This window comes from Mesorhizobium sp. P2_C7 (genome assembly GCF_056404515.1).
On the sequence record NZ_JBFUDW010000009.1, the window covers coordinates 39,943 to 63,829 of the forward strand.

General features: G+C 63.1%; 22 protein-coding genes and 1 pseudogene. 10 read left to right on the plus strand and 13 right to left on the minus strand.

Annotated elements, in window-relative coordinates; translation table 11 throughout:
- Window position 1 precedes the first annotated feature (1 nt).
- Window positions 2-1,132: a hypothetical protein gene (locus tag AC1D2G_RS19475; RefSeq protein ID WP_477415990.1), complete on the minus strand. Its 1,131-nt coding sequence runs from the start codon at window positions 1,130-1,132 to the stop codon at window positions 2-4.
- 7 nt (window positions 1,133-1,139) lie between these two features.
- Window positions 1,140-1,574, minus strand: a complete 435-nt coding sequence (locus AC1D2G_RS19480; protein ID WP_477415992.1) for a hypothetical protein — start codon at window positions 1,572-1,574, stop codon at window positions 1,140-1,142.
- Window positions 1,575-2,270: 696 nt separating this feature from the next.
- On the opposite strand from AC1D2G_RS19480, the gene AC1D2G_RS19485 reads away from it, so the two are divergent.
- A complete protein-coding gene (locus AC1D2G_RS19485; protein ID WP_477415993.1) occupies window positions 2,271-3,209 on the plus strand; it encodes a diacylglycerol/lipid kinase family protein in 939 nt (312 codons plus the stop codon).
- Between the two features lie 80 nt (window positions 3,210-3,289).
- Here AC1D2G_RS19485 and AC1D2G_RS19490 read toward each other — a convergent pair whose 3' ends face one another.
- The 3 genes from AC1D2G_RS19490 to AC1D2G_RS19500 are packed head-to-tail and all read right to left on the minus strand — an operon-like array spanning window position 3,290 to window position 7,031.
- The gene (locus AC1D2G_RS19490) at window positions 3,290-4,207 is read right to left on the minus strand and encodes an NAD(P)-dependent oxidoreductase (RefSeq protein WP_477228178.1); all 918 of its coding nucleotides are present in this window, start codon (window positions 4,205-4,207) and stop codon (window positions 3,290-3,292) included.
- Entirely contained in the window at window positions 4,204-5,418 is a 1,215-nt protein-coding gene (locus tag AC1D2G_RS19495) for a mandelate racemase/muconate lactonizing enzyme family protein (RefSeq protein WP_477228177.1), read from the minus strand. Before AC1D2G_RS19495 ends, AC1D2G_RS19490 begins: the two co-directional genes overlap by 4 nt.
- Window positions 5,415-7,031, minus strand: a complete 1,617-nt coding sequence (locus AC1D2G_RS19500) for a GMC family oxidoreductase (RefSeq protein WP_477228176.1) — start codon at window positions 7,029-7,031, stop codon at window positions 5,415-5,417. The genes AC1D2G_RS19495 and AC1D2G_RS19500 overlap by 4 nt, the downstream gene beginning before the upstream one ends.
- Window positions 7,032-7,233: 202 nt before the next feature.
- Here AC1D2G_RS19500 and AC1D2G_RS19505 point away from each other — a divergent pair, with 202 nt between their 5' ends.
- Window positions 7,234-8,175 (plus strand): phosphoribosylaminoimidazolesuccinocarboxamide synthase, encoded by a 942-nt coding sequence (locus AC1D2G_RS19505; RefSeq protein ID WP_477228175.1) that lies wholly within the window; start codon window positions 7,234-7,236, stop codon window positions 8,173-8,175.
- 91 nt (window positions 8,176-8,266) lie between these two features.
- On the plus strand, window positions 8,267-8,662 hold the full coding sequence (locus AC1D2G_RS19510; protein ID WP_095090906.1) for an acyl-CoA thioesterase: 396 nt from the start codon (window positions 8,267-8,269) through the stop codon (window positions 8,660-8,662).
- Between the two features lie 256 nt (window positions 8,663-8,918).
- On the opposite strand, the gene AC1D2G_RS19515 is transcribed toward AC1D2G_RS19510, so the two are convergent.
- On the minus strand, window positions 8,919-9,287 hold the full coding sequence (locus AC1D2G_RS19515) for a winged helix-turn-helix transcriptional regulator (RefSeq protein WP_167392347.1): 369 nt from the start codon (window positions 9,285-9,287) through the stop codon (window positions 8,919-8,921).
- Window positions 9,288-9,376: 89 nt separating this feature from the next.
- Between AC1D2G_RS19515 and AC1D2G_RS19520 the strand changes: the two genes are divergently transcribed.
- The gene (locus tag AC1D2G_RS19520; RefSeq protein ID WP_477228174.1) at window positions 9,377-9,982 is read left to right on the plus strand and encodes an NADPH-dependent FMN reductase; all 606 of its coding nucleotides are present in this window, start codon (window positions 9,377-9,379) and stop codon (window positions 9,980-9,982) included.
- 56 nt (window positions 9,983-10,038) lie between these two features.
- Here the strand turns inward: AC1D2G_RS19520 and AC1D2G_RS19525 are convergent, their stop codons facing one another.
- On the minus strand, window positions 10,039-10,551 hold the full coding sequence (locus AC1D2G_RS19525) for a winged helix-turn-helix transcriptional regulator (protein WP_477228173.1): 513 nt from the start codon (window positions 10,549-10,551) through the stop codon (window positions 10,039-10,041).
- On the opposite strand from AC1D2G_RS19525, the pseudogene AC1D2G_RS19530 reads away from it, so the two are divergent.
- Window positions 10,550-11,529: pseudogene (locus AC1D2G_RS19530) on the plus strand (quinone oxidoreductase family protein). The gene AC1D2G_RS19525 and the pseudogene AC1D2G_RS19530 overlap by 2 nt on opposite strands.
- A 39-nt stretch (window positions 11,530-11,568) precedes the next feature.
- On the opposite strand, the gene AC1D2G_RS19535 reads toward AC1D2G_RS19530, so the two are convergent.
- Window positions 11,569-13,650: an ABC transporter ATP-binding protein/permease gene (locus AC1D2G_RS19535; RefSeq protein ID WP_477228171.1), complete on the minus strand. Its 2,082-nt coding sequence runs from the start codon at window positions 13,648-13,650 to the stop codon at window positions 11,569-11,571.
- Between the two features lie 424 nt (window positions 13,651-14,074).
- Here AC1D2G_RS19535 and AC1D2G_RS19540 point away from each other — a divergent pair, with 424 nt between their 5' ends.
- From AC1D2G_RS19540 to AC1D2G_RS19550, 3 genes are read left to right on the plus strand one after another with little or no spacing between them, the layout of a single operon-like run.
- A complete protein-coding gene (locus AC1D2G_RS19540; RefSeq protein ID WP_095090912.1) occupies window positions 14,075-14,629 on the plus strand; it encodes a winged helix-turn-helix transcriptional regulator in 555 nt (184 codons plus the stop codon).
- A complete protein-coding gene (locus AC1D2G_RS19545; protein ID WP_477228170.1) occupies window positions 14,626-15,750 on the plus strand; it encodes an HlyD family secretion protein in 1,125 nt (374 codons plus the stop codon). The genes AC1D2G_RS19540 and AC1D2G_RS19545 overlap by 4 nt, the downstream gene beginning before the upstream one ends.
- A 7-nt stretch (window positions 15,751-15,757) precedes the next feature.
- The gene (locus AC1D2G_RS19550; RefSeq protein ID WP_477228169.1) at window positions 15,758-17,320 is read left to right on the plus strand and encodes a DHA2 family efflux MFS transporter permease subunit; all 1,563 of its coding nucleotides are present in this window, start codon (window positions 15,758-15,760) and stop codon (window positions 17,318-17,320) included.
- 55 nt (window positions 17,321-17,375) lie between these two features.
- Here AC1D2G_RS19550 and AC1D2G_RS19555 read toward each other — a convergent pair whose 3' ends face one another.
- From AC1D2G_RS19555 to AC1D2G_RS19575, 5 genes are all read right to left on the minus strand, one after another.
- The gene (locus AC1D2G_RS19555) at window positions 17,376-18,686 is read right to left on the minus strand and encodes a hemolysin family protein (RefSeq protein WP_477228168.1); all 1,311 of its coding nucleotides are present in this window, start codon (window positions 18,684-18,686) and stop codon (window positions 17,376-17,378) included.
- A gap of 157 nt (window positions 18,687-18,843) precedes the next feature.
- Window positions 18,844-19,551 carry an LssY C-terminal domain-containing protein gene (locus tag AC1D2G_RS19560; protein WP_477228167.1) on the minus strand — a complete coding sequence of 236 codons (708 nt, stop codon included), beginning with the start codon at window positions 19,549-19,551 and terminating at the stop codon, window positions 18,844-18,846.
- 85 nt (window positions 19,552-19,636) lie between these two features.
- Window positions 19,637-20,443 (minus strand): extensin-like domain-containing protein, encoded by an 807-nt coding sequence (locus AC1D2G_RS19565; protein ID WP_477415994.1) that lies wholly within the window; start codon window positions 20,441-20,443, stop codon window positions 19,637-19,639.
- A gap of 117 nt (window positions 20,444-20,560) precedes the next feature.
- Window positions 20,561-21,592, minus strand: a complete 1,032-nt coding sequence (locus AC1D2G_RS19570; RefSeq protein WP_477228328.1) for an extensin-like domain-containing protein — start codon at window positions 21,590-21,592, stop codon at window positions 20,561-20,563.
- Window positions 21,593-21,769: 177 nt separating this feature from the next.
- Entirely contained in the window at window positions 21,770-22,195 is a 426-nt protein-coding gene (locus AC1D2G_RS19575; protein ID WP_184874603.1) for a DUF3775 domain-containing protein, read from the minus strand.
- Window positions 22,196-22,340: 145 nt separating this feature from the next.
- Here AC1D2G_RS19575 and AC1D2G_RS19580 point away from each other — a divergent pair, with 145 nt between their 5' ends.
- Together AC1D2G_RS19580 and greA are read left to right on the plus strand one after the other, a co-directional pair.
- The gene (locus AC1D2G_RS19580; RefSeq protein ID WP_095090919.1) at window positions 22,341-22,877 is read left to right on the plus strand and encodes a tetratricopeptide repeat protein; all 537 of its coding nucleotides are present in this window, start codon (window positions 22,341-22,343) and stop codon (window positions 22,875-22,877) included.
- A gap of 307 nt (window positions 22,878-23,184) precedes the next feature.
- Window positions 23,185-23,658 carry a transcription elongation factor GreA gene (gene greA, locus AC1D2G_RS19585; protein WP_095090920.1) on the plus strand — a complete coding sequence of 158 codons (474 nt, stop codon included), beginning with the start codon at window positions 23,185-23,187 and terminating at the stop codon, window positions 23,656-23,658.
- The last annotated feature ends 229 nt before the right edge of the window (window positions 23,659-23,887 follow it).

Consider the following 23,887-nt stretch of genomic DNA (forward strand, 5'->3'; position numbering starts at 1 on the left):
TTCAATAGTCATAGACGTGTTCGAGCTTTGCACCTGACTTGATCAGAGCCGGCAGCACGAGATGCAATTTGCGCACGGCGACGGTCAGCCCGGTTCGGCGCGTCGCCGTGTCGGCCGGCAGCGGATAGCTGAACAGGATGCGGATGCCTTCGGGAACGGCGATCGAGTCGGCCGAAAGCACGGTGACCATGATCTCGTCATTGCCGCCGATTTCGACGAAGGAGACGCCCTTGTCGATCAGGCGCGGAATCATGTCGGTAAAGACCTGGTAGCGCTTGGTGACGAAGACAGCGCCGTCGGCGCCGTAGTCGCGCTCGAGCAATGTATCGGGCTCGTTGCGCGTCGCTTCTCCGACCGGCCCTTTGGCCCAGACATGGATGTCGAGGAAGGCTGGTGGGGATGTGGCTGCGAGTGCCTGCTTGATCAGGTCGGCGTAGCCCTGCTTGATGGTGTCGGCAAGGCCGAAGGCAAGCTTGCGTTCGCTGGTACGGATGGAACTGTCGCCTGGCGCCGGCTGCACGGCAAACAGGCCGGCGCGCTTCTGCGCATAGGGAAATTGATACCACGGCACCTGGTCGAGGAAAGCGGCATAGTCGGCCGCCACCTTGGCCTGATAGATGTCGGCGGCGGTGCGCTTGCCGGCGGTCGCCTCGGTTACGCGACCGACCGTGTTCTCATAGGCCCATTGCAAGATGTGTTCGATGCTGTGGCTGGTGCCGATGATGACCAGCATCTGGTGGTTGGCGAAGTTGAAACTGTAGGCAGAGCTGGCGCGGATCACCATGGCGTAGTCCTGCCAGAAGCGACCGACATAGGACCAATAGGGAAAGCCGCTCGGCGGGTTCTTGTCGACGAAGCCGGCATATTCGCGCGCGGCGTAGACGATCGCCCATTCCGGGTAGGTGAGGAAGGTCGATTCCTCCGGCCGCTGATAGCCGGGGATTTCGGCGCGAACCTTGTCGGCCAGCGCCTTGGGCGGAGCGCCGTCGGCAATGCCGGGCAGCGGTGCCTTGTCGAGTGACGACGTTATCAGGAAGCCATAGCTCAGCCCGACGACCGGGATCAGGACGAGAATGACGATCAGCCACAGGATCGCCTTGACGATGCGCTTCAGCCAGCGAAACAGGAACATTGCCGGATCAGGCCGTGGCGAAGTGGTCGTGTAGGCGCTTCGACAGCCAGAAGCCGACATAGACGGCGAAGCCGCCAATGACGATGTGCGGCAGGTTGGCGAAGAAGCGGGCCGGGAATTCGATATCGTTGAGGGAGCGGAAGCCGTTGATGAAGATGCCGGCATCGAGGCAGCCGGAACCGGTGATCAGGCCAAGCACTCCGTCGAACAGATAGACCGACCCGAACAGCTTGAAATAGAACACCGCCTGGCGATGCGAGATGAAGGCGGCGGCCAGCGCCCAGACGCCGGAGAAGGCGTGCAGCAGGTCATCATACCATTGCAGCGAGAACAGGCCAAACAGATTGCCGTTGGCATCGTTGAACGCCGGTATGTAGCCGATGGCAACGACGGCGAAGAACAGGAACGCATACGCAACGGCAAGCTTCTGGATCAACGTCATGAAGTATCCCCCTTCAATTGACGCCGGACGTTAGCTGATTTTAGAGCCGGTTGCAGCCATATCCGGAAACAGCGTAAAAATTGTAGGGGATAGCCAAACGACAGTCGGCGCCGGGATCTCTCCCAGCGCCTCCCTGTCAGATCAGGACACGGTCGCGGCAGCAACTTCCCTAAAGTCGTCGCGCCATGCCGGCCTTGATTTTGACGGTCCTGCCAGCCCGCCACCCGAGAGCAGCGCCCGTTCGGGACCACGCCGGTCTCCGCCCTTGCGGGCTTTGCCCTGCGCACCATCGAAGGTTTTTGCCGTCCTTCATGGCAGCATCGGTCCGCCGTCGGCGTTGGCACGCTTTCCGCGGCCCCGTAGGTCTCGGCATCCGTCCCTCCAACAGGCAAGCCTGCTCTCGCTCAGGGCCGTACGGGCCTCAGGAAATCCGCCTTTCACTTCGCCTTTCGGCTGGGCGATCGGTAGCCGCCTGAGATGGGTTCAATGTACGCCGGGTAAGTGGTTGGCGACACTGCGGCAAGCCTGTGGATAGTGGGATTATCGGGGATCAAGCAAGGACAACGGATTTTCCGGTCCGCCATGACGGGCGGCAGCGGTGGACATTCACCCTTGCCCTGTCGGCGGGCGCGGGTTTCAATGCCGGCAAAGGATTCGAGGCGCCGGGCGCCTTGATGTCCTCGCGGGAGGGTGTGCTTGAAAGTCGGAGTGGTCCTCAATCCGATTGCCGGTGGCGGCCGGTTGAAACGGCATTGGCCGGAGGTCGCCGCGTCGCTGAAAAAGCATTTCGGCGAATTCGAGCTGCGCGAGACGCAGGCCGAAGGTGATGCCGAAAGGCTGGCGCTCGATCTCGCGGCAAACGGTTTCGACCTGGTGATCGCGGCCGGCGGTGACGGCACTGCCAGCGAGGTGGCCGACGGGCTGCTGCAGGCGTCCAAGGAAGGCCGCAGAACAACCGAGCTTGGCCTCTTGCCGTGCGGGACCGGCATCGATTTCGCGCGCGGGCTCGGCCTGCCGCGCGAGGTTGATGCGGTGCTGAAGCGGCTCGCCGAGACCAAGCCTCGGAAAGTCGATGCCGGACGAATCTGCTACATCGACGACCATGGCGCGCTGGCCAGCCGGCATTTCATCAACATCGCCAGCCTCGGCCTGTCAGGTGCCACCGACCGCGCCGTCAACGCCGACAAGCGCAAGGGCAAGATGTCGGCGAAGTCGCTGTTCCTGTGGCGCACCGTGGTCGAATTCATCCGCTACCGCTTCCAGCATGTCAGGATCACGGTCGACGACGGCACGCCGGTCGAGGCGCGCATGGCGCTGGTGGCGGTCGCCAACGGCAAGTTCTTCGGCGGTGGCATGATGATCGCGCCGGATGCTGAACTGGCCGATGGGCAGTTCGACATCGTCATCCTGCGCGCCGCCGGCAAGCTGAAGCTGATCTGGGATATCCGGCTGCTCTATGGCGGCCGGCACCGCAACCATCCCGCGATCACCATCCTGCGCGGCCGGAAAGTGGTGGTCGAGCCGCTCGGCGATGTCGAGACGAACGGCGCGATGGTCGACATCGATGGCGAGTCGCCGGGACGCATACCGGCGACCTTCGAGATCCTGCCCGGCGCGCTGACGCTCAGATATTGAATCAAGTCGTTAACAGATCGATTCAGGTGAGTTCGGAGATGGGTCCAACCAACTGAAATCGCTTGATTTCTTGCCTGGTGTCAGACTTCGAGCTTGGCTGGAAACCCGGGCGCGCGCAGGTCAGTGCCAACGGCATCTTCCAGCAGTTTGACGATCTGGGTCGACCACGCGGCGCCGCCATAGGCAGCCTTGCCTTGCTCAAAAATCGCGTTGACCCGCGTGGCAAGCTCAAGCGGCACGCCAGACTGTTCGCCCATGGCGAGCGCGAAGCCGAGATCCTTCAGCGCCAGGTCCATGGTAAAGCCGATGTCGTAGGAGCCGTTGAGAATGAGCTGGCTTTCGGTCTCATGGACGAAGCTGTTGCCGGAGGAGGCGACGATGGCGTGGTAGGATTGGGCGAGGTCGAGCCCGCCTTGCCTGGCCAGCATCAAGGCCTCGCCGGCGGCGACAAGATGGATGAAGGCGAGCATGTTGGTGATCACCTTGATCACCGCCGCCGAACCGACCGGACCCATGAGGAACGACTTCGCGCACATCGCTTCGATGGCCGGGCGATGGCGCGCATAGAGTGCCGCATCGCCACCGACCAGTGCGGTGATTTTTCCGACCGCCGCCAGATGCACGCCGCCGGTGACCGGGCATTCCAACGTCTCGATGCCCTTGGCCGAGGCGAGGGCGGCCAGACGCACGATCTCGTCGCGGCCGTTGGTCGACATCTCGATCCAGGTGCCGCCTTCGGGCAGGCCCTCGAGCAAGCCGCCTGGACCGGCCAACACCGCTTCGCTGACTTTGGGCGAGGGCAGGCAGGTTACCGCATTGCCGGCTCGCGAGGCGGCCTCGGCGGGACTGTTGGCGGCGGTGGCGCCCAGCGCAACGAGGCGCTCGACAGCAGCGGGCTCGCGGTCGAAGACGGTGACCGCGAAGCCGTTGCGGATCAGGCTGGCGGCAAGATTGCCGCCGAGATGGCCAAGGCCGATGAAGGCGTAGCTTTCGCTCACGGCATCAGCGGCGTCTGCATCATCTGCAGATGCAATTCCTTGCCGGTGTAGGGATGCGCATCGCAGACCGCTTCGTTGAGTTCGACACCGAGGCCGGGCTCCTTCGACGGGATGACATTGCCGTCCTGCCACTCGATCTTCTTCGTGAGCAGCGTCGCGTGGAACCCATCCCACTGCTTCAGCGATTCTAGGATGAGGAAGTTGGGCAGCGTCACCGCCAGCTGGATGTTGGCAGCACCGACGATCGGCCCGCAATAGCAGTGCGGGGCGACCTGGATGTGGTAAGCCTCGGCCATGGCGGCGATCTTCTTGGTTTCGAGGATGCCGCCCGAGCGGCCGAGGTCGGGCTGCAGGATGGTCGCGGCGCGGTTCTCGATGACGCGGGCGAATTCGAACTTGGTCGTCAGCCGCTCGCCGGTGGCGATCGGGATCGACGTGCCTCGCGCCACCTGCGCCATCACTTCAGGCATGTCGGGCGGCACCGGCTCCTCGAACCACAGCGGATCATAGGGTTCGATGGCGCGGGCCATGCGCAGCGCGCCGGAGGCGGTGAATTGGCCGTGGGTGCCGAACAGGATGTCGGCGCGGGTGCCGACCGCCTCGCGGATCGCCTTGATCATGCGGGTGGAGACATCGATGTCGACGAGACGCGGCTGATGGCCGTCAAAGGCAGTGTAGGGACCGGCCGGGTCGAGCTTAACGGCGTTGAAGCCCTGCTCGACATATTCGAGCGCGCAGGCAGCCGCCATCTCGGGGTCGTTGTAGACGTTCCTGCCGTCCGGAGCGTCCTCCGAATGGACGCTGCCGGTGTGCGGGTAGAGATAGGTGTAGGAGCGCAGCGTCTCGTGCACCTGGCCGCCGAGCAGTTTGTAGACCGGCTTGTTGGCCTCCTTGCCGACGATGTCCCAGCAGGCCATTTCCAGCGCCGAGAAGCACCCCATGCCAGACACGTCCGGGCGCTGGGTGAAGCCGGAGGAATAGGCGCGGCGGAAGAAGTTCTCGATGTCGTGCGGATCGCGGCCGATCAAATAGCGCTCGGCCATATCCTCGACCATCTTCGCCGTGACATGGGCGGAGAAGGTGGCGTTGTAAGCCTCGCCATAGCCGACGACACCGCCATCGGTGGTCAGCTTGACGAAGATGAAATACTTGCCGCCGATGCCGGGCGGCGGGTTGCCGACAACCCAGGTCTTGACGTCGGTGATTTTCATTTTTGGTCCTCCAGAACCAGTTCGGCGCCCTTCCAACCGGTCATGATCGAGGCGGCGTTGGTGTTGCCGGTGATGTTGTCGGGAAAGATCGAGGCGTCGATGACACGCAAGCCCTCGATACCGTGCACCTTGAGGCGCGGATCGACCACGGCGCGGGAGGGATCAGGCCCCATGCGGCAGGTCGACACCGGATGATAGACGGTGCCCGAGCGCTTCCGGAAATCCTGGATCAGATCGGCGTCTGAAGTGATCGACGGCCCCGGCAGGACCTCTTCCTCGATGATCTCGGCCATTGCCGGCATCGAGGCGATCTTGCGCACGAACTTCACCGCGTCGAGCATCTCGGCGACATCGGCCTCGGTCGAATAGGCATTGGCCGATATCCTGGGATAGTCGCGCGGATTGCTGGAACGGATCATGATCTCGCCGCGGCTCGACGGACGGCAATTGGACAGGCCGATGGAAAAGCCCGGCCACGGGTCGGGTGTCAGGATCGGACGCTCGCCGCTTTTGGGAATGACGGTCGAGAAGGCCTGGAAATAGAGCTGCATGTTGGGGCGGGTCGCCGCCGGGTCGGTGCGGAAGAAGCCACCGGCATTGTTCATCGACAGCGACAGCGGGCCGGAGCGCGTCAGGATGTATTGCATGCCGACCAGGAGCTTGCCCCACCATGGACGCAGCGTCTGGTTGAGCGTCGGCAGCCTGCCCTTGAAGGTGTAGTTGATGCCGACATGGTCCTGCAGATGCGCGCCGACATTCTCGTTGGCATGGACGACGGCGATGCCAAGCCCCTTGAGCAGCGCCGAGGGGCCGACGCCGGACAGCTGCAGCAATTGCGGCGAGTTGACCGAACCGCCCGACAGGATGACCTCACGCCCGGCACGCGCCGTCTTCGTCTCGCCGTTCTGGAGATATTCGACGCCGACGGCGCGCCTGCCTTCGAACAGCACTCTGGTCGCCTGCGCGTTCATCTCGACGCGGACGTTGGCGCGCTTCATCGCCGGGCGCAGGAAAGCGCGCGCCGCCGACATGCGGCGGCCGTTCCTGGTCGAGATCTGGTACACGCCAACGCCTTCCTGGGCAGCACCGTTGAAATCCGGGTTAAGCGGCAGGCCGGCCTGCTGGCCGGCGGCGAGATAGCGCTTGGTCAGCGGGTGGACGGCGTCCGAACAATCGGTGACATGCAGCGGGCCGCCGACACCGCGCCATGCGTCGGCGCCGGCCTGGTTGTCCTCCAGCGCCTTGAAGGCGGGCAAGATATCGTCATAGCCCCAGCCTGGGTTGCCGGCGGCTGCCCAGGCATCGAAATCTTCGCGCGCGCCCCGGATCCAGACCATGGCATTGATCGAGCTCGAGCCGCCGAGCAGCTTGCCGCGCGGCCAGTGGTCGGCGTTGCCCGCTAAGCCAGGGTCCGGCTCGGCCTTGTAGTTCCAGTTCACCGCCGGATCGAAGAAGGTCTTGCCGTAGCCGAGCGGCATCTGCACGTAGAAGCGGCGGTCGGTGCCGCCGGCTTCCAGCACCAGCACGGAAAAGCGGCCGGAGGCCGACAGTTTGTCGGCCAGGACCGAGCCGGCCGAGCCGGAGCCGACGATGATGAAGTCATAGGTCTGCATGATTGGTGGGCGGCTCCGGAAATCTGGCCACAGCCTAGACGCGGCGGGTCGGCCGCGTCGCCGCGCCTTCCGGCATCGGTTGTGAAAAAAGCGACCGGGATGCCAGGTCGAGTTGCGGGGAATCCCGACAATCGCGCTTGATATGCATGGGGTCGACAGCTTATGCGATGATATCAGCCAATCTGCGGAAGGCAGGAATCATATGCGAACCTTGCCTGATGCTTTCATTGCCGAATTGCCGGGCCACTACAGCGGCAAGGTCCGCGAAAACTACGACCTGCCGGACGGCAGGCGCATCATCATCGCCACCGACCGTCTCAGTGCCTTCGACACCATCCTGACCTCGATCCCGTTCAAGGGGGAGATCCTCACCCAGACGGCGCGGTACTGGTTCGAGGAAACCGCCGATATCTGCGCGAACCATGTTCTCGAATATCCCGACCCGAACGTTGTCGTCGGCACAAGGCTGGACATCCTGCCGGTCGAGATCGTCGTGCGCGGCTATCTGGCGGGAACCACCAGCACCTCGATCCTGACAAGGTACCGGCGCGGTGACCGGGACATGTATGGAATGACCCTGCCGAACGGCCTGCGCGACAATGAAAAACTGGCCGAGCCAATCATCACGCCGACCAGCAAAGCCCAGCACGGTGGCCATGACGAGCCGCTGTCCAAGGCCGAGATCCTTGACCAGGGCCTTCTCACCCAGGCGCAGTGGGATACCGTGTCGGGCTATGCCTTGCGGCTGTTCGCCCGTGGACAGCAGCGCGCCGCCGAACGCGGCCTCATCCTCGCCGATACGAAGTACGAATTCGGCACCGACAGGAACGGGACCATAATCCTTGCCGACGAAATCCACACGCCGGACAGCAGCCGGTACTGGATCGCCAAGAGCTATGAGGAAGCCCTCGCCAGCGGCAGCCGGCCGGAGAGTTTCGACAAGGATTTCATCCGGTCGTGGGTCTCTGCGCGATGCGATCCTTACAGCCAACCGATACCTGACATACCCGACGAGATTGTCGAACAGGCATCCCGGGTCTATGCACAGGCTTACGAGGCAATCACCGGCAGGGAATTCTCTCCCGACCTGTCTGGGCATAGCGTCCTGGACCGCATTCGCTCGAACCTCGCGCGTTACTTCTAGCGGCCAACCGAGACTTCGGTGGGTGGCGCGTTGACCTCTCTGCGCCATGACGCTACGGGATCGAGGGCATTGACCTCGAAGGATTTCCCCCATGGTGCACTACGCTGAAGGACGGCCGCTCGGCGATCTGACGCTGCGCACGCTGGCCATGCCTTCGGACGCCAATGCGGCCGGCGACATCTTCGGCGGCTGGGTGATGGCGCAGATGGATCTTGCCTGCGGCATCCGTGCGGCCGAGCGCGCCAAGGGCCGCGTGGTGACGGCGGCGGTCAAGGAAATGTCCTTCGCCAAGCCGATGAAGATCGGCGACACGCTGTGCATCTACACCCATGTCGAGCGTGTCGGCCGCACCTCGATGACGCTCAAGGTCGAGGCCTGGGCGCAGCGCTATCTCTCAGACCTGATGGAGAAGGTCACCCATGCCGATTTCGTCATGGTGGCGCTGGATGGCGAGGGCAAGCCAAAGGCGGTTCCGGCGGAAGCCTGACCGGGGGCTTCGGCGCACAGCCATGCCGGGGTGAACACGCGGCAGATGCGAAACGGGCCGCGCACGGTCTGTTGATGAACGAAGACAATCAGTCAACGATTGCTGAACGCCGCGCTGGCAGGTGCCGCCGCGGCTTTGTCCTTGTCCGCTGACGGCGTTCGTCTGAAAGCCAGACCCGAAACCGGGTCAACAGCCGCCGACGGAATGCGATGTCGCTAGCGCAGCCATCGGCAAAAACCATTCCAATACAAAGGCTTCAGGCATGCGTCGCGTCGAATTTCTCACGTGCTGCCCGCACGCGCGTGGTGTTGACACGGGCCCATTCACCGAGTGCGCTGACGGGGATCAGCAACTCATGGCCGAGTTCGGTCAGCTCATAATCGACGCGCGGCGGTATGGTCGGGAACACCGTGCGGGTGACGAAGCCGTCACGCTCCAATCCGCGCAAGGTGGTGGTCAGCATCTTCTGCGAGATGCCGCCGACAGCAGCGCGTAACTCATTGAATCGCAACGGTCCTTGGCCGAGCTTGCCGACCACCAGAACGGTCCATTTATCGCCGACGCGCTGCAGGATTTCCGAAACGGCGCGGCAATCTTCGGTGTTGAGCGGGTTCCTCAGTAACAAAAAGGTGCCTCCTTGCGCCGCGAGTTGACAGTATCTCATATAGCGCCGGTATCCAAACGATACCAGCTTTACTTGCAAGGAAGAGCCCCATGTCAAAACCTAAGATCGCCATCGTTGTCGGTTCGACGCGCGCCGCCCGTTTCGCCGACGTACCAACCCAGTGGATTGCCAAGATCGCCAAATCGCATGCCGATATCGACGTCGAGATCGTCGACCTGCGCGACTTCCCACTGCCGTTCTTCGACGAGGTCGCATCCTCCGCCTGGGCACCGTCCCAGAATGAAGTGGCGAAGCGCTGGCAGAAGAAGGTCGCCGAATTCGACGGCTTCATCTTCACCGCCGCCGAATACAATCATGGTCCGACGGCCGTGCTGAAGAACGCCATCGACTACGCTGCCAACGAATGGAACAAGAAGCCGGCCGGCTTCGTCGGCTATGGCAGCGTCGGCGGCTCCCGCGCCGTCGAGCAACTGCGCCTTCATGCGGTCGAATTGCAGATGGCGCCGGTCAAGTCGGCCGTCCATATCGCCTGGGGCGACTTCCTCGCCGTCCGCCAGGGCGAGAAGAAGCTCGAAGAGCTCGAGCACCTGAACCAGGCCGCCACGGCGCTGGTCAACGACGTCTCGTGGTGGGCCAAGGTGCTGAAGGCAGCACGTCAGGCCGACGCCGTCGCCGAGGAAGTCAAGGCGGCCTGACCGCCGGTTCGAATTATCCTCCCAAGGATCCGGGGCGGCGCTAGCGCCGCCCTTTTTCAATTGTGGGAGGCGTGCGTCTCCCGCGCCGGCCTTGGGCGGATGATGCAATCGGCGAGGCGATGCATTTCGTTGAGTTCGTCGGCGTGGTGCTGGCCCCATTGGCAAAGCGCAAGCAGGATCGGCTCGAGGCTGAGGCCGAGACTTGTCGCGGAGTATTCGACGCGCGAGGGGACTTCGGCAAAGATCTCGCGGCTGACGAGGCCGTGCTCCTCCATTTCGCGCAGCTGCTGGATCAGAACCTTCTGGGTGATGCCGGGCATCATCGCTTTCAGCACCGACAGTCGTCGCGGGCCGTCGAAGAGATGGTAGAGGATGACCGCCTTCCAGCGCCCGGCGATCACTTTCAGGGCGCGTTCCGCCGGCAGCATCGGCAATCGCTTGATGGGCAGTCTCTTGCCTGGATTGGCCATGGTCACCTCCTGGTCAGCAGGGGACAAATGAGTGTGTAGTCGAGGCTGCGCAGATAGTGGCAAACCGTGGCCGATGCCATAGCGATCGGAGTTTGCCATGAAAGCCATTCAACTCAGCCGCTTCGGCGGTCCCGACGTACTGGAGGCGGTCGACCTGCCGTCGCCAGTGCCGCAGGCCGGCGAGGTGCTGATCCGCGTCCATGCCGCCGGGATAAATTTCTTCGAGGTGCTGATGCGCAGGGATGGCTACGCGGTGACGCCGCAACTGCCGATGATCCTTGGGGTCGAGGCCGCGGGCTTCGTCGAGGCTGTTGGACACGGGGCGGATGCGTCGCTGCTGGGAGCCCGTGTCGCCGCGCCTTTGTTCGTTTCAAAGCATCCTCACAGCGGCTATGCCGAGGAGGTGACGATCGACGCCGATCTCGTCGTGCGGCTGCCGGATGCCCTGTCGTTCGAGGATGCCACAGCGTTGATGGTACAGGGGCTGACGGCCCTTCACCTGCTGCGGCAAAGCCCGCCCGGCGGCAAGTCTGTGCTGGTGCCGGCCGCATCGGGTGGCGTCGGTTCGCTGCTTGTCCAACTGGCCAGGCTAAAGGGCGCCGCAAGGTGATCGCGGCCGCCGGCGGCAAGGCCAAGCTCGATCTCGCTTTGTCGCTCGGCGCCGATGCCGCCGTCGACTATCTCAAGCCGGAGTGGCCCGCTCACCTCGGTGACGTCACCGACGGGCAGGGCGCCGATATCATCTACGACACGGTCGGCGGCCCACTGACGGCTGCGTTGCTGCAGGCTCTGGCACCCGGCGGCGAACTGGTGTTCGCCGCACTTGGCCGCTACACGCTTGCGGCTTCCGACCTGGAAGCGATGATCGGCCGCAACCAGTCTTTGAGAGGTTTCGCGCTGCTGCCGCTGCTGTCCACGGACGTACTGAAAGCCAGCCTGTCCGAACTGTTCCAACTGGCGGCAGGCGGTCGGCTCCAGGTTGCGATCGGCGGCCGCTTCCCGCTCGACCAGGCTGGCGAAGCGCACCGCTTGCTCGACGAGCGCCGCTCGACGGGGAAGGTGGTGCTGATGCCCTGATATTGTTTGTCGATTAATCGCCTTCAGACCGGGCGGACTTCAAATTTTAGTCTGGGACTGCGTCGCCTTACTTGAAGTCACGCTGCCCTTCGATCGGAGCCCACCGGAGCCCCACAAGGCGCGCCCGATCAAGTTGCGTCTGCCCTTGCGTGGGACAAGATCGATATCGCTGACAAGCTTTGCACCGCCCTCGCGCCGCTCCAGCGTGATCTTGCGGCTATGGAAGGCCTCCAGTTCGGCACGATGCGCAACGCTTATGATGGTGACCTTCGGCAATTCTTGGATGAGCACCTCCATCATCTTGCCCTGGCTCTTCTCATCGAGCGCCGCGGTTGCTTCATCCAGCACGATGATGTCGGGGCTGTGCAGCAGGAGACGCGCGAAGGCGAGCCGCTGCTTTTCGCCACCCGACAAGGTCTGGTCCCATGGCGCGTCGTCCTCGATCCTGTCGGCGAGGTAGGCGAGGCCCACCCTATCAAGCGCAGCCTTGATCTCTTTGATCGTCCAGTTGTCGGCGGCGGCGGGATAGGCGACTGCGCGGCGAAGCGTGCCTGAGGGGATGTAGGGTCGTTGCGGCAACATGAACAGCCGCCTGTCGGCGTGGAAATTGACGCTGCCGCCACCCCATGGCCAGAGACCCGCGACGGCCCGCACCAGCGTGCTCTTGCCTGAGCCAGATTCGCCGGCGACCAGCACCCGCTCGCCCGGTTCGATCACGACCTTGGTTTCCTTGACCACGGACGTGCCGTCGTCGAGCGTCACGGAGAGATTGTCGATGCTGAGCATCGCGCCGTCTTCGGTTTCGCCACGCTGGATGCGTCCCAGGGCGTCGCTCTGCTCGGCTCGCTCGAGCCCATCGAGCGACATCATCAGCGAGGCGATGCGCCTTGCCGAGGCGTTCCAGTCGGCGAGACGCGGGTAGTTGTCGACCAGCCATCCGAATGCGCCCTGCACGATGGCAAAGGCGGAGGCAGCCTGCATGACCTGTCCAAGTGTCATGTTGCCTTCGAGAAACTTTGGAGCACAAAGCAGAATCGGCACGACCGGCGCAAACAGGCTCGACCCCTGCGACACCAGTGCGGTGCGCATGTGCTGGCCTGTGAGGAGCGCCCATTGCCTGAGCACATGCGCGAACCTCTTGTCGATGCCGCTGCGCTCCTCCTCCTCGCCGCCGAGCAACGCGATACTCTCGCCGTTCTCGCGCACGCGCGTCAGCGTGTAGCGGAATTCGGCTTCCGCCTGGTTCTTTTCCTCGGAGAGGTGGACGAAATGGCGGCCAATCACCGCCATCGAAGTGGACGTGATCGCGGCATAGATGATCGCCGTGATGACGAGGAAGCCGGGAACCGTGATGGTCGAACCCGAGACTGTGAAGCTCAGGGCTCCGCCGATCGTCCACAGCACCACGATGAAGGTCGAGGCCGACAGAAACGCGTTGATGACACCGGCGGTGAAGTCGACCGGGGATTCGGTGGCAATCCGCAAATCCTCCGAAACGCGGGCTTCGGGGTTCTGGTGGTCGCCGCCGACGAGGTTCAACTGATAGTAGCGGCCGTTCGCGAGCCAGCGCGCGATGACCGCGGTGGTGAGCCAGGAACGCCAGCGGCGCTGAATCGTCATGCGAAGGAAGACTTGCGTAACGACAAGGCTTCCGCTTCCGAGCACCAGCGGCACGAAAACGACGCTCAGGAAGTACACGGTGTGGGCGTCGCGTTGCTCAAGGGCGTCGAAAATCGCCCGGTTCCAGCGATTGATCCCATACTGGAAGCCGACGTTCACGCATATCAGGATCAACAGCCCGATCGTGAACGGCCAGGCGAGCCTGTCGCCGCCGCGGCCCCAGTAACCGCGCGCACTGATCCAGAAGCGCTTCAACAGATATCTCTTGCGCGCCTGCTCGGCCTTTTCTGGCGTCAGTTCCGGATCGGGTTCGATGACATCGGGCGGCGGCGCGGCCTGGCCGTTGACCTCGGGCGCGGCATGCCCGTCGACCTCGGGCGCCGCATGCCCGTCGGCCTCGGGCGCGGCTTCGACAGTCGATGCCTTTTCCTGGCGCGACTTTTCAGCTCCGCGTGGTTTGGCACCGTTGACAGATTTCGGCTTGGATTTGACCCCGGACATAGGCCGACAACGGCTTAAAAATCAAAAGGTTTCATGGATGTCAGCGCTTCTCGACAATTATCAGCGCGGCTTGGCAGGCGGGTGGCGAGGAGCTTGTCGATGAAACGCACGCGGGCCGGCWTGGGGCCGGCCCGCCGCGGCCATTCAGGCTACCGCCGGGATGTGACGCGGGCCGGTGAGCATGCCGAGGCCAAGGCCTTTGGTCGAGCACATGACCCTATCATTTTGACGTGACGTCGTCGCGATCCGTATCCACAGCGTAGTGCACGGCGCTGCCGTCCATCCGATGGGCGGAATCGACGTCTTGGTGTTTTAGCCGATCTCCGTTGAAAACCGGGTTCCAGCCCTCGATCCTCACAAGTCACTTGCATAATGCAATCCACTAGGCTATGAGTCACTTTCATTTTGAAAGAGACCAGCGACAATGGTTGCCAAAACAAGCTTCGAAACCCGCCCATGCCCCATCGCGCGCAGCCTCGACGATGTGGGCGAGTGGTGGAGCATTCTGCTGCTGCGGGATGCGTTCCAGGGCCTGACGCGCTTCGACCAGTTTCAGAAGAGCCTGGAGATTGCGCCCAACATTCTGACGCGGCGGCTGAACAGCCTGGTCGAGCGCGGCCTGTTCGAGAAGCGCGTCTACTGCGAACGGCCGCTTCGCCATGAATATGTGCTGACCTCCAAGGCGCGCGATTTCCGCCCGGTCCTGCTTTCCTTGCTCGCTTGGGGCAACAAGCATCTGGCGCCCGAGGGCCCCAGCCTCGTCGTTGTGGACAAGGCTGACGGGCGCTGGGCCGAGCCGGTGCTGGTCGATCGCCAGACCGGCAAGGAACTCGACAGCGAGGACTTCGCCATGGCAACGGCACCCAAGGCCACCGATCGCATGCGGCGGCGATATCGCTTCAGCAGCGAAGGCTCAGGCCTTCCGCTGGTCGACAACGCGTTGCTTCAGCACAGCCAGGACGAGGGGCGCGGCAGATGAACAAGGTTCTTTCGCCGGCCGAATTGCAGCCATCGGTCGCCCAAAATCTCACGCCTGCCATTTCCGTTGCCGCCACTCCCATGCCCGCCAGGAAGCGTCGCAGGCCGCTGCTGATGTTGGCAGGCCTTGTCGTGATCGGCGTCGCCGGCTGGTACGGCGTCCAGTGGTGGCAGGCCGGCCGCTTTCTCGTCTCGACCGATGACGCCTATGTCGGCGGCAACGTCACGCCGCTGGCGCCACGGGTCGCCGGTCATATCGACCAGATCCTTGTCGAGGACAACCAGCATGTCGAGGCGGGTCAGCTCGTGATCCGCATCGACGACCGGTCCTTCAAGGCGGCGCTGGAGCATGCGCAGGCATCGGTCCAGCAGCAGCAGTCGGCTCTCGACAACCTTCATGCCCAAATCTCGCTGCAGAATTCGGTGATCGAGCAGGCCGAGGCCGATCTCGAGGCCAAGAGCGCGGCCGCCGTTTTCACCGCTCAGGACGCGAAGCGCTATGAGGTGCTGGCCAGCACCAGGGCCGGTTCCCAGCAGGACGCCGAGAGAAGCTTTGCCGCCGATGGCCAAGCCAAGGCCTCGGTCGCCGCCTCCCGTGCGGGACTTGCGGCGGCGAAGCAACAGCTCGACGTCCTCAACACCCAGATCTCGGAAGCAACCGCCGCGGTCGCGGCAGCCAAGGCCGATGTCGACACCGCGCAGCTCGATCTCGGCTTCACCGAAATCCGCTCGCCCATCGATGGGATCATCGGCAACAGGCTGGCGCAGGTCGGCACCTATGTTTCACCCGGCAGCTATCTCCTGACGATCGTTCCGGCATCGGGGCTGTGGGTCGACGCCAATTTCAAGGAAGATCAGCTGCGCCACATGGCCGACGGGCAGCCGGCGACGGTCTATACCGACATTGCACCCGACGAGCCGCTCAAAGGACATGTCACCAGCCTGGGGCCCGCAACCGGGGCCATCTTCAGCGTGATCCCGCCGCAGAACGCGACCGGCAATTTCACCAAGATCGTCCAGCGTGTTCCCGTCAGGATCACGATCGACCAGGACCAGGCGCAGAAAGTTGCGCTCAGGCCGGGTCTGTCGACCGCCGTGACGGTCGACACCGCGTCGCACTGAGAACGCCATGTCAGAGCGTGCCGTCCCGCAGTCCTTCTTCGCGAGCATCCTGCCGTTCATGGTGATGTGCGTGGGGATGTTCATAGCACTTCTCGACATCCAGATCGTCGCGTCCTCGCTCCAGGATATCGGCGGCGGCCTGTCGGCTGCCCAGGATCAGATCGGCTGGGTGCAGACATCCTACCTGGTGGCGGAAATCATCGTGATCCCGCTGTCGGGCTGGCTCACGCGCGTGTTCTCGACCCGGTGGCTTTTCACCATCTCGGCCGCTGGCTTTACCCTGGCAAGCATGCTTTGCGGATTGGCCTGGAACATCGAAAGCATGATCGCTTTCCGCGCGCTGCAGGGGCTGCTCGGCGCGTCGATGATCCCGACGGTCTTCACCTCGTCGTTCCACTATTTCCAGGGTCCGAGGCGGGTCTATGCGGCCGCGGTTGTTGGCAGCATCGCTTCGATCGCGCCGACGCTCGGCCCCGTCATCGGCGGCTGGATCACCGATACGCTGAGCTGGCATTGGCTTTTCTATGTCAACGTCATTCCCGGCACCATCATCACGATCCTCGTCGCCGTCCTGGTCAAGATCGACGAACCCGATCCGTCCCTTTTGAAGGGCGCCGACTACATCGGCATCGTCCTGATGGCGGTCAGCCTGGGCACACTTGAATATGTTCTTGAGGAGGGTTCGCGCTGGAACTGGTTCGATGATGCGACAATCCGCAATGGCGCCATCCTCGCCGGGGTCACCGGAGTACTGTTCGTCGTCCGTAGCCTCACCTATTCGCAGCCGGTGGTCGATTTCCGCGCCTTCGGCAACCGCAATTTCGCGATTGGCTGTTTTCTCTCGTTCATCACCGGCGTCGGCATCTTCGCCACGATCTTCCTGACGCCGCTGTTTCTCGGTTACGTGCGCGGCTACGACGCCCTGCAGACCGGGCTGGCGGTCTTTTCCACCGGTGTCGCTTCGATGGTCGGCGTCCCCGTCTACATCTTTCTCGCCAAGCGCTTCGACACGCGCTGGCTGATGATGTTCGGGCTTGCCTCCTTCGGCGCGTCGATGTGGAGCTTCAGCGCGATCACCAGCGAATGGGGCGCCGCGCAGCTGCTTCTGCCGCAAATCTTTCGTGGCTTCCCGCAGGTCTTCGCGGTCGCGCCGAGCGTCAATCTCGGCCTCGGCAGCCTGCCGCCCGAACGGCTGAAATATGCCAGTGGCCTGTTCAACACGATGCGCAATCTCGGCGGCGCGGTCGGCATCGCCGTTTGCGGCGCCATCCTGAACGACCGCACCAACTTCCATTTCCTGATGATCGCATCGCACCTGACGCCGCAGAATGAGGCGGCCATGCGCCTGGTCGACGGCGTCGCGCAGCGCTATGGCCAGATCCCGGGCGCAGTGGCCGACGGTCACACTGCTTCGCTGAAACAGCTGTGGCAGCTGGCTTATCGCGAGGCATCCACGATGGCTTACGCGGATGCGTTCCTGGTGATCATGATCGCGTTCGTCATCGCGACGGCTCTCGTACCGTTCCTGCGCAACGTCACACCTAAGGCGCCGCCTCCGGACGCACATTGAGGCGGGATCAAAGCGACGATCGAACGAATCAGACAGGGAGCCGGAAGGCCATTCGTTAGCGCACGGCTTCTCGGTGCGAGCCGGGCAGGCGGGTGGCGATCAGCTTGTCGATGCGGCGGCCGTCGAGATCGACCACCTCGAAGCGCCAGCCCTGCGCGTCGACGCATTCGCCGGTCGCCGGCAGATGGTGCATGTGCGCCAGCACGTAGCCGGCGACGGTCTCGTAGTCGCGGTTTTCCGGCAGGTCGAAGCCCAGAATCTCGGCCATTTCGTCGGCCTGCATGTAGCCGGCGAGCAGCCATGAGCCGTCCTCGCGCTTGACCGCGTTTTCCTCGTCGCCGGCATCGATATCCGCCCGGAAGACGCCGGTGATGGCTTCGAGAATGTCGGCCGGGGTGACGATGCCTTCGAAGTGGCCGTATTCGTCATGCACCAGCGCCATCGGCACGTCGGATTCCTTGAGCTTCTGCAACACGTCCAACGCGTCGGCCTGGTCATAGACGATGGGAGCGGCGCGCACATGCCTGCGCGGGTCGAGCACATGGCCGGCAAGCAGCGCGGCAAGCACGTCACGCGTCTGGACCACGCCGACCATGACGTCGACGCCACCGTCGCCCGCCGGCAGGCGCGAATGCTGGGTCTCCATCAAAAGCTTGCGGATGGTGCTCTCGTCGGACTGCAGATTGATCCAGTCGACCTCGGTGCGCGGCGTCATCACGGCGCGAACTGCGCGGTCGCCAAGCCGCATGACACCTGCAATCATGCGCCGCTCGTCGGATTCGATGGTGCCGTGATGCTCGGCCTCGGCGACCAGCATCTTGATCTCCTCGTCGGTGACCTTCTCCTCACTTTCGCCGCGCTGGCCGAGCAACCACAATATGGCGCGGCCGGAAATGTCGAGCAGGAAGACCAGAGGAGCCGAGACGGTGGCGAGGATGGTCATTGCCGGGGCCGCCCGCGCGGCCACGCGCTCGGGATCGCGCAAGGCGATCTGCTTGGGCACCAGCTCGCCAACGATGAGCGAGAAATAGGTGATAATGGCGACGACGATGCCGACGCCGACCGGATCGGCGACGTTTTCGCGCATGCCGGTCGAGGCCAGGAAGGTGGCCAGCCGGTCGCCCAGCGTGGCGCCGGAAAACGCGCCAGAGAGAACGCCGACCAAAGTGATGCCGATCTGCACCGAGGACAGGAACTTGCCGGGATTGGAGCCAAGCTCAAGAGCCCGGCCGGCGCCGTTGACGCCGCGGTCGATCATCGCCTTGAGCCTGGCCGGACGCGACGAGACGATGGCGAGCTCGGACATAGACAAAAGGCCGTTCACACAGATGAGGACGACCACGATAGCGATTTCGACGTATAGCATGAGCGGTCAATAGCATTGCGGCGCGGCTTTCGAAAATAGTCCGCCAAGATTTTTAGAAAATGACAGTGGCAGCTCTCAACCGATGTCGTCCGCGGCATCGGGGTCACGGCCAATTTTCAGGTCGATCCCGGACCATCTGGTCTCAGAACACATGATCTCACGGCAGTTGCTTCAACACGCCGACAACGGCCTCGCCGTCGGTAAAATAGGGATCGCCGCCGCCATTGCGCCCGCTGCTGGTGGCGCCGATGCCCGCCATGTCTCTGGTCGAGATCAGCGTGCCGGCGGTGGCCAGATCGCGCATCAGGAAATTGCGTTCGGCATCGATGTCGGGGCCGATGTGATGGGTGATGGCGCCGGTATCGTGGCTCAGCCCCACGCCGCGATCGAAGCTGGCCGAGCCAAGCCACAGCGGCCGGCCGTCATCGCCGCTCGCGCCTGTCTGCCAGAGGCGGACATGATGGCGCCTGTCGGCGCTTGCGCCCACCGGCTTTTCGAACGCAAGATCCTGGGCGCGGCCGTCGAACAACAGCCGGCTGACCGGCGCATCGGGATAGGGATGGTCGAAGAGCACGCTTTCACCGATCTCGATCGCGGTCGTCAAGGTCACGGCATCGGCAGTGTCCCAGCCGGTGACGGCGAAGGCATGGACCACTTCCTTCTTGGTGCCGACAAGGCCGACATTGATTGGATCACCCGGAATGCCTTGCGGCGTGTGCGTCACCATCTCGAAACGCTGGGTGCGAAAGCCGCGATCCCGGAATGTCCAGAATTCCGGCGCGGCGAAATAGGCGAGCGCCAGATAGGCGGCCAGGAAGGCCGTCATCCAGATTGCAATGCGTCGCTGAAAACTTCGCTGGCTCATCACCGTCGCCCGAACGTTCCGGCATCACTCTATGCGATGTCGTGTTTCGCCGGCAAAGGGTGTCGACATGCTGTTGTCCGACACTCTAGCGGCAGGCGCGATAACCGTTCCTGCGGTTCTTGATGTCGAAGTGGAAGTGGTTGCGGTGGTCGTAATTGTAGCCGGGGCCAAGCACGGTGGTGAAATACTGGCAGCCGTCGGCGCGCACATTGTTGAGGAAACCGCGGGTGCGGAAGGCGAACAGGCCGGGCTTGCGCACGTCGATGTCGTCGCCATTGTTGAGCTCGATGCTCATCACGTCGAGCGCGTTGCCCTTACCGTGCTCCGACAGCACACCTTCGCCGGCAATGTTGCGGCAGGAATAACTGGAACCCTGGTGGATGGTCTTGACGCCGGAGAAATAGCGCCAGCGGGCGGAGGGAACGAGTTCGTTCTTCGTCCAGCCCGCGAAGGTCGCGGCCATGTCGCAGGTCAGCGTGGCGGCAGGCTTCATCTGGATGCTGCCGATGGCCGAGACCTTGACCGGATAATCGATGCCGCACTGACCTTCATGGATCGGCGCCAGGTCGGTGTAGGCGACATCGAGGCGCTTCAACTGCTGGCGGCAGTCGGTTTCGCTGGCCGGCATCTGCTCGACCGGCGACATAGGCTCATCCATGCGCGGATAGGCGGCGCTCGTCATATAGGGATTGGACGGAACAAGCTTCTGCATGCCCGTGTATTGCGGCACGGCAGCGGTCTGCGAGCCGACATCGACGGCCGGTTCAAGTGACAGCACGCTGCCGGTGTTGCAGGCCGAAACCGCCGCGAGGRCAAGGCCGGCGGCGACCATCGCAGCACGTTTCGATTGGCGCGCGGCGGTGGAAAACACGACGCGAAATTTGCCGGCCATTGGCGGAAATCCCATTCACGGATATCCGGCATTTTAACGATCAAGGGTAAAGGAAAACTCAGCGCCCGTGTTCATGCCTGCGGCCGAATTGCGGCATGCAGTGTCGGCCCACCAAGCTCACTGGCAGAAGGTGCCACCATGCCGGCGCGGTTCGAGATCAAGATGGAAATGCAAGGCATGGTCGGGGTCGGCGCCTGGTCCGAGCACGGTCTTGAACGGTCCGCAGGCGGCCTTGCGCACGGCGTTGAGGAATTTCGCGTCCTTTTCCGGCGGCGCCGGGCCGACTTCGATCTTCTTGCCGTCCGACAGCGTGAAGCTGGCGATGTCGAGCGCGTTGCCGAAGGCGTGTTCCGACAGTTTTCTCGTGCCGTGGCGCGGCCGGCAGACAAAGGCCGATGCCTGGCCGATCGATTGCAGATCCGCGCCGAATTCGGCTTTCGCCGCCGGCTGGATGACGTCAGCGGCGAAACGTGCCGCAGCTTCGGCCATCGGGCAATTGAGCTCGGTGCCGGGGCCGATGGCGATCGACTTGCCGATTGTCTTCAGCACGATCGGGTAGGGGATCGAGCAGCCGATGTCGGGATTGCGTTCTGCCTTGTGTTCCTCGAACTCGACACCGAGCGTCTTCAGCCGCTCGCGGCAAGAGACTTCCTCGTCGGGCATCTTGTCGTCGGGGAGATCGGCCGAGCGCGGGTCGGGCAGCATTTTCTCGTCGCCCGCATCCGCCGGCTTTTGCGGCGGCTGCGGGGCGACAGCCGGCGGCTCAACCTCGGGCTCCACGGTCCCAGGCTTTGGTGGTGGCGTCGGCGCCACGGAAGGCGGCTCCGGTTCGTTTTCCGTATCGGCCGATGGTTCGGGGCGGGGCGGCTTTTTTTGATGCGACTTTTCTTCATTGAGCCGGTCAACCGCTCCGCCGGTCTTTGGAGCTTGCGTCTTCAGCTCGTCCTTCTTTGAAACGTCGGCCTTCTGCGCGTCTGGGGGACGTGGCTCCGGCACCGGAACCTCGGCTGGTGATGCCAGCGGATCCTGCGTTTTCTGCTGTATCTGTGTCGGGCCCGGCGTGACGTGCTGAGAGCCCCGCCGTTTCAGCCGATGCTTGCCCCGCGGTTCCAGCGGTTGGTCGGCCCGCAGCGACATCGGCTGCTCCACCTGGGGCTTGTGGTGCCAATGGCGATGTCTGGCGTCGGCGGGCGCAACCAGCACAGCCGCGATGGCTACGACCAGTGCAATCCTGCAGGTTTGGGAAAAGACAATCGACCCCATGGCCGTCAACGGCGCGGACGCAAGGAGGTTGCCTTGGCCCCATCACGAACGGTAACCACGATGTTACGCGCCGATCGCTTCCAGCCCTTCCTCCAGCCAGTCGGCAAGCAGCGGCATGCCGAGCAGGTACTTTGCCGTGCGCTTGTTGGCGCGTTCGCGCGCCGCGGCAAGCGCATCCGCCCATTCGGTGCCATCGTAGTCGCCGCGACCGATCCAGGCGAGGGCAATGAGTTCGGCTGCCTCATCGACATTGAGGTCGTTGATCAACTCACGCAGTTCTTCCTCGGTGAGGTTTTCGGAACTTTCCTCGGCGAGGCCGTCATGATGGTGGTTGGCATGGGCCTCACCGTCGAGTTCGACCTCATGCTCGGCGCCACCGGCATAGTCTTCATTGACGGCGGCACTCAATGCCTTGGCCTTGAGGATGAACAGGCGCACGGTGTCGGGGCCGATCGAAAGCTCCCAATCCTTTTCAAGGCGCCGCTGCACATTCCGTCTCCGTCAGGTCGTTTGCTTGAATGATAGCGGATTTGCAGCATCCGTCACCTGATGTTCTCCGATATGCTTTTTTTCCGGGATGAAACCGAGGGCGTCCGGCGTTAGTGTTGCATTCTCACCCCTCAAGGAGGCTTCGATGCATAAAAGAATGCTGATCCAGGCGGCGACTGCCCTTGTCGCACTGCAGTTCCTTGCCGTTCCGGTGTACGCCGCCGGCAGTAGCGGCGGAAGCGACCAGACCGTGACCCAGTGCAAGAAGGGCCAGGTCTGGGACAAGAAGAAGAAAAAGTGCGTCGCACCCCAGGAAGGCATGCTGGATGATGACAGCATCTATGATGCCGGGCATTCGCTGGCGCTGGCCGGGCGCTATGACGAGGCGATCGCCGTGCTCAGCCTCGCTGCCAACAAGCAGGATCCGCGCATCCTCAACTATCTCGGCTATTCGCACCGCCATTCCGGCCGCGTCACCGTCGGCCTCGGCTATTATGAGGAAGCGCTGCGCATCGACCCCAACTACACGCTGGTGCGCGAATATCTCGGCGAAGCGCATCTGCAGATCGGCGATCTGGCCGGTGCCCAGCAGCAGTTGATGGAAATCGAAAAGCGGACCGGCAAGGGTTCGCGCGAATACGGTATGCTGTCGGAGCAGATCGACCATTTCATGCGGAGCTGATTTCGGCGCCCAATATTTCTCAATCCGGCCGCGAGCGATCGCGGCCGGATTTTTTGTTGCCGGCCATCGCCGGTTCGCATCGGCCGCGACAGTATTTGCGAAAGCAGCGACCGGCATTTGTGAAAGCCGGAGAACATTTTCGCAAAACCGATTTTTGGGCGTGAAAAACCTGCGAAGATTGCTATATTCAGGGAAATTGCGGTGAAACGGTTCCGTTAGCCCGAGGCTCTCGGACCGTTTTCTTTTTGTACCCATTGACAAGGCTTTCCCCGAAACGCGGGGGTGGCAGCAGGAAAGGTCAGGCATCATGAACAAGGTCCCGATGACAGGCGAGGGGTTCGCGTCATTGAAGGAAGAGCTGCGCTGGCGCCAGCAGGAAGAGCGGCCGCGCATCATCGAGGCGATCTCCGAGGCGCGCTCGCATGGCGACCTTTCCGAAAATGCCGAATACCATGCCGCAAAAGAGGCGCAGAGCCTCAATGAGGGCCGGGTCAACGAGCTTGAAGATTATATCGCGCGCGCCGAAGTGATCGATGTCAGCAAGCTCAGCGGCGACAAGGTCAAGTTCGGCGCCACCGTGGTGCTGGTCGACGAGGACACCGAGGAAAAGAAGACCTACCGGATCGTCGGCGACCAGGAAGCCGACGTGAAGTCCGGCCGCATCTCGATCTCCTCGCCGATCGCGCGCGCGCTCATCGGCAAGGAAGTCGGCGACGCCATCGAGGTCAACGCGCCAGGCGGCGCAAGGGGTTACGAGATCGTCCAGGTGCAGTTTATCTAGGCGATTTGAGAAGCGCCGACTTGCTTTTCAAGCCAAGGCTGGCGCCGCCCCTCATCGCCCTGCCGGGCACTTCTCCCCGTATAGCGACGGGGAGAAGGACGCCTTCACCGATGATTTCGCTAATTTTCAGCGTTTGCAAACATCCGCCAACTTTGCGCTCTGCTCCCTTCTCCCCGTCACTATACGGGGAGAAGGTGCCGGCAGGCGGATGAGGGCAGCACTAACCTTT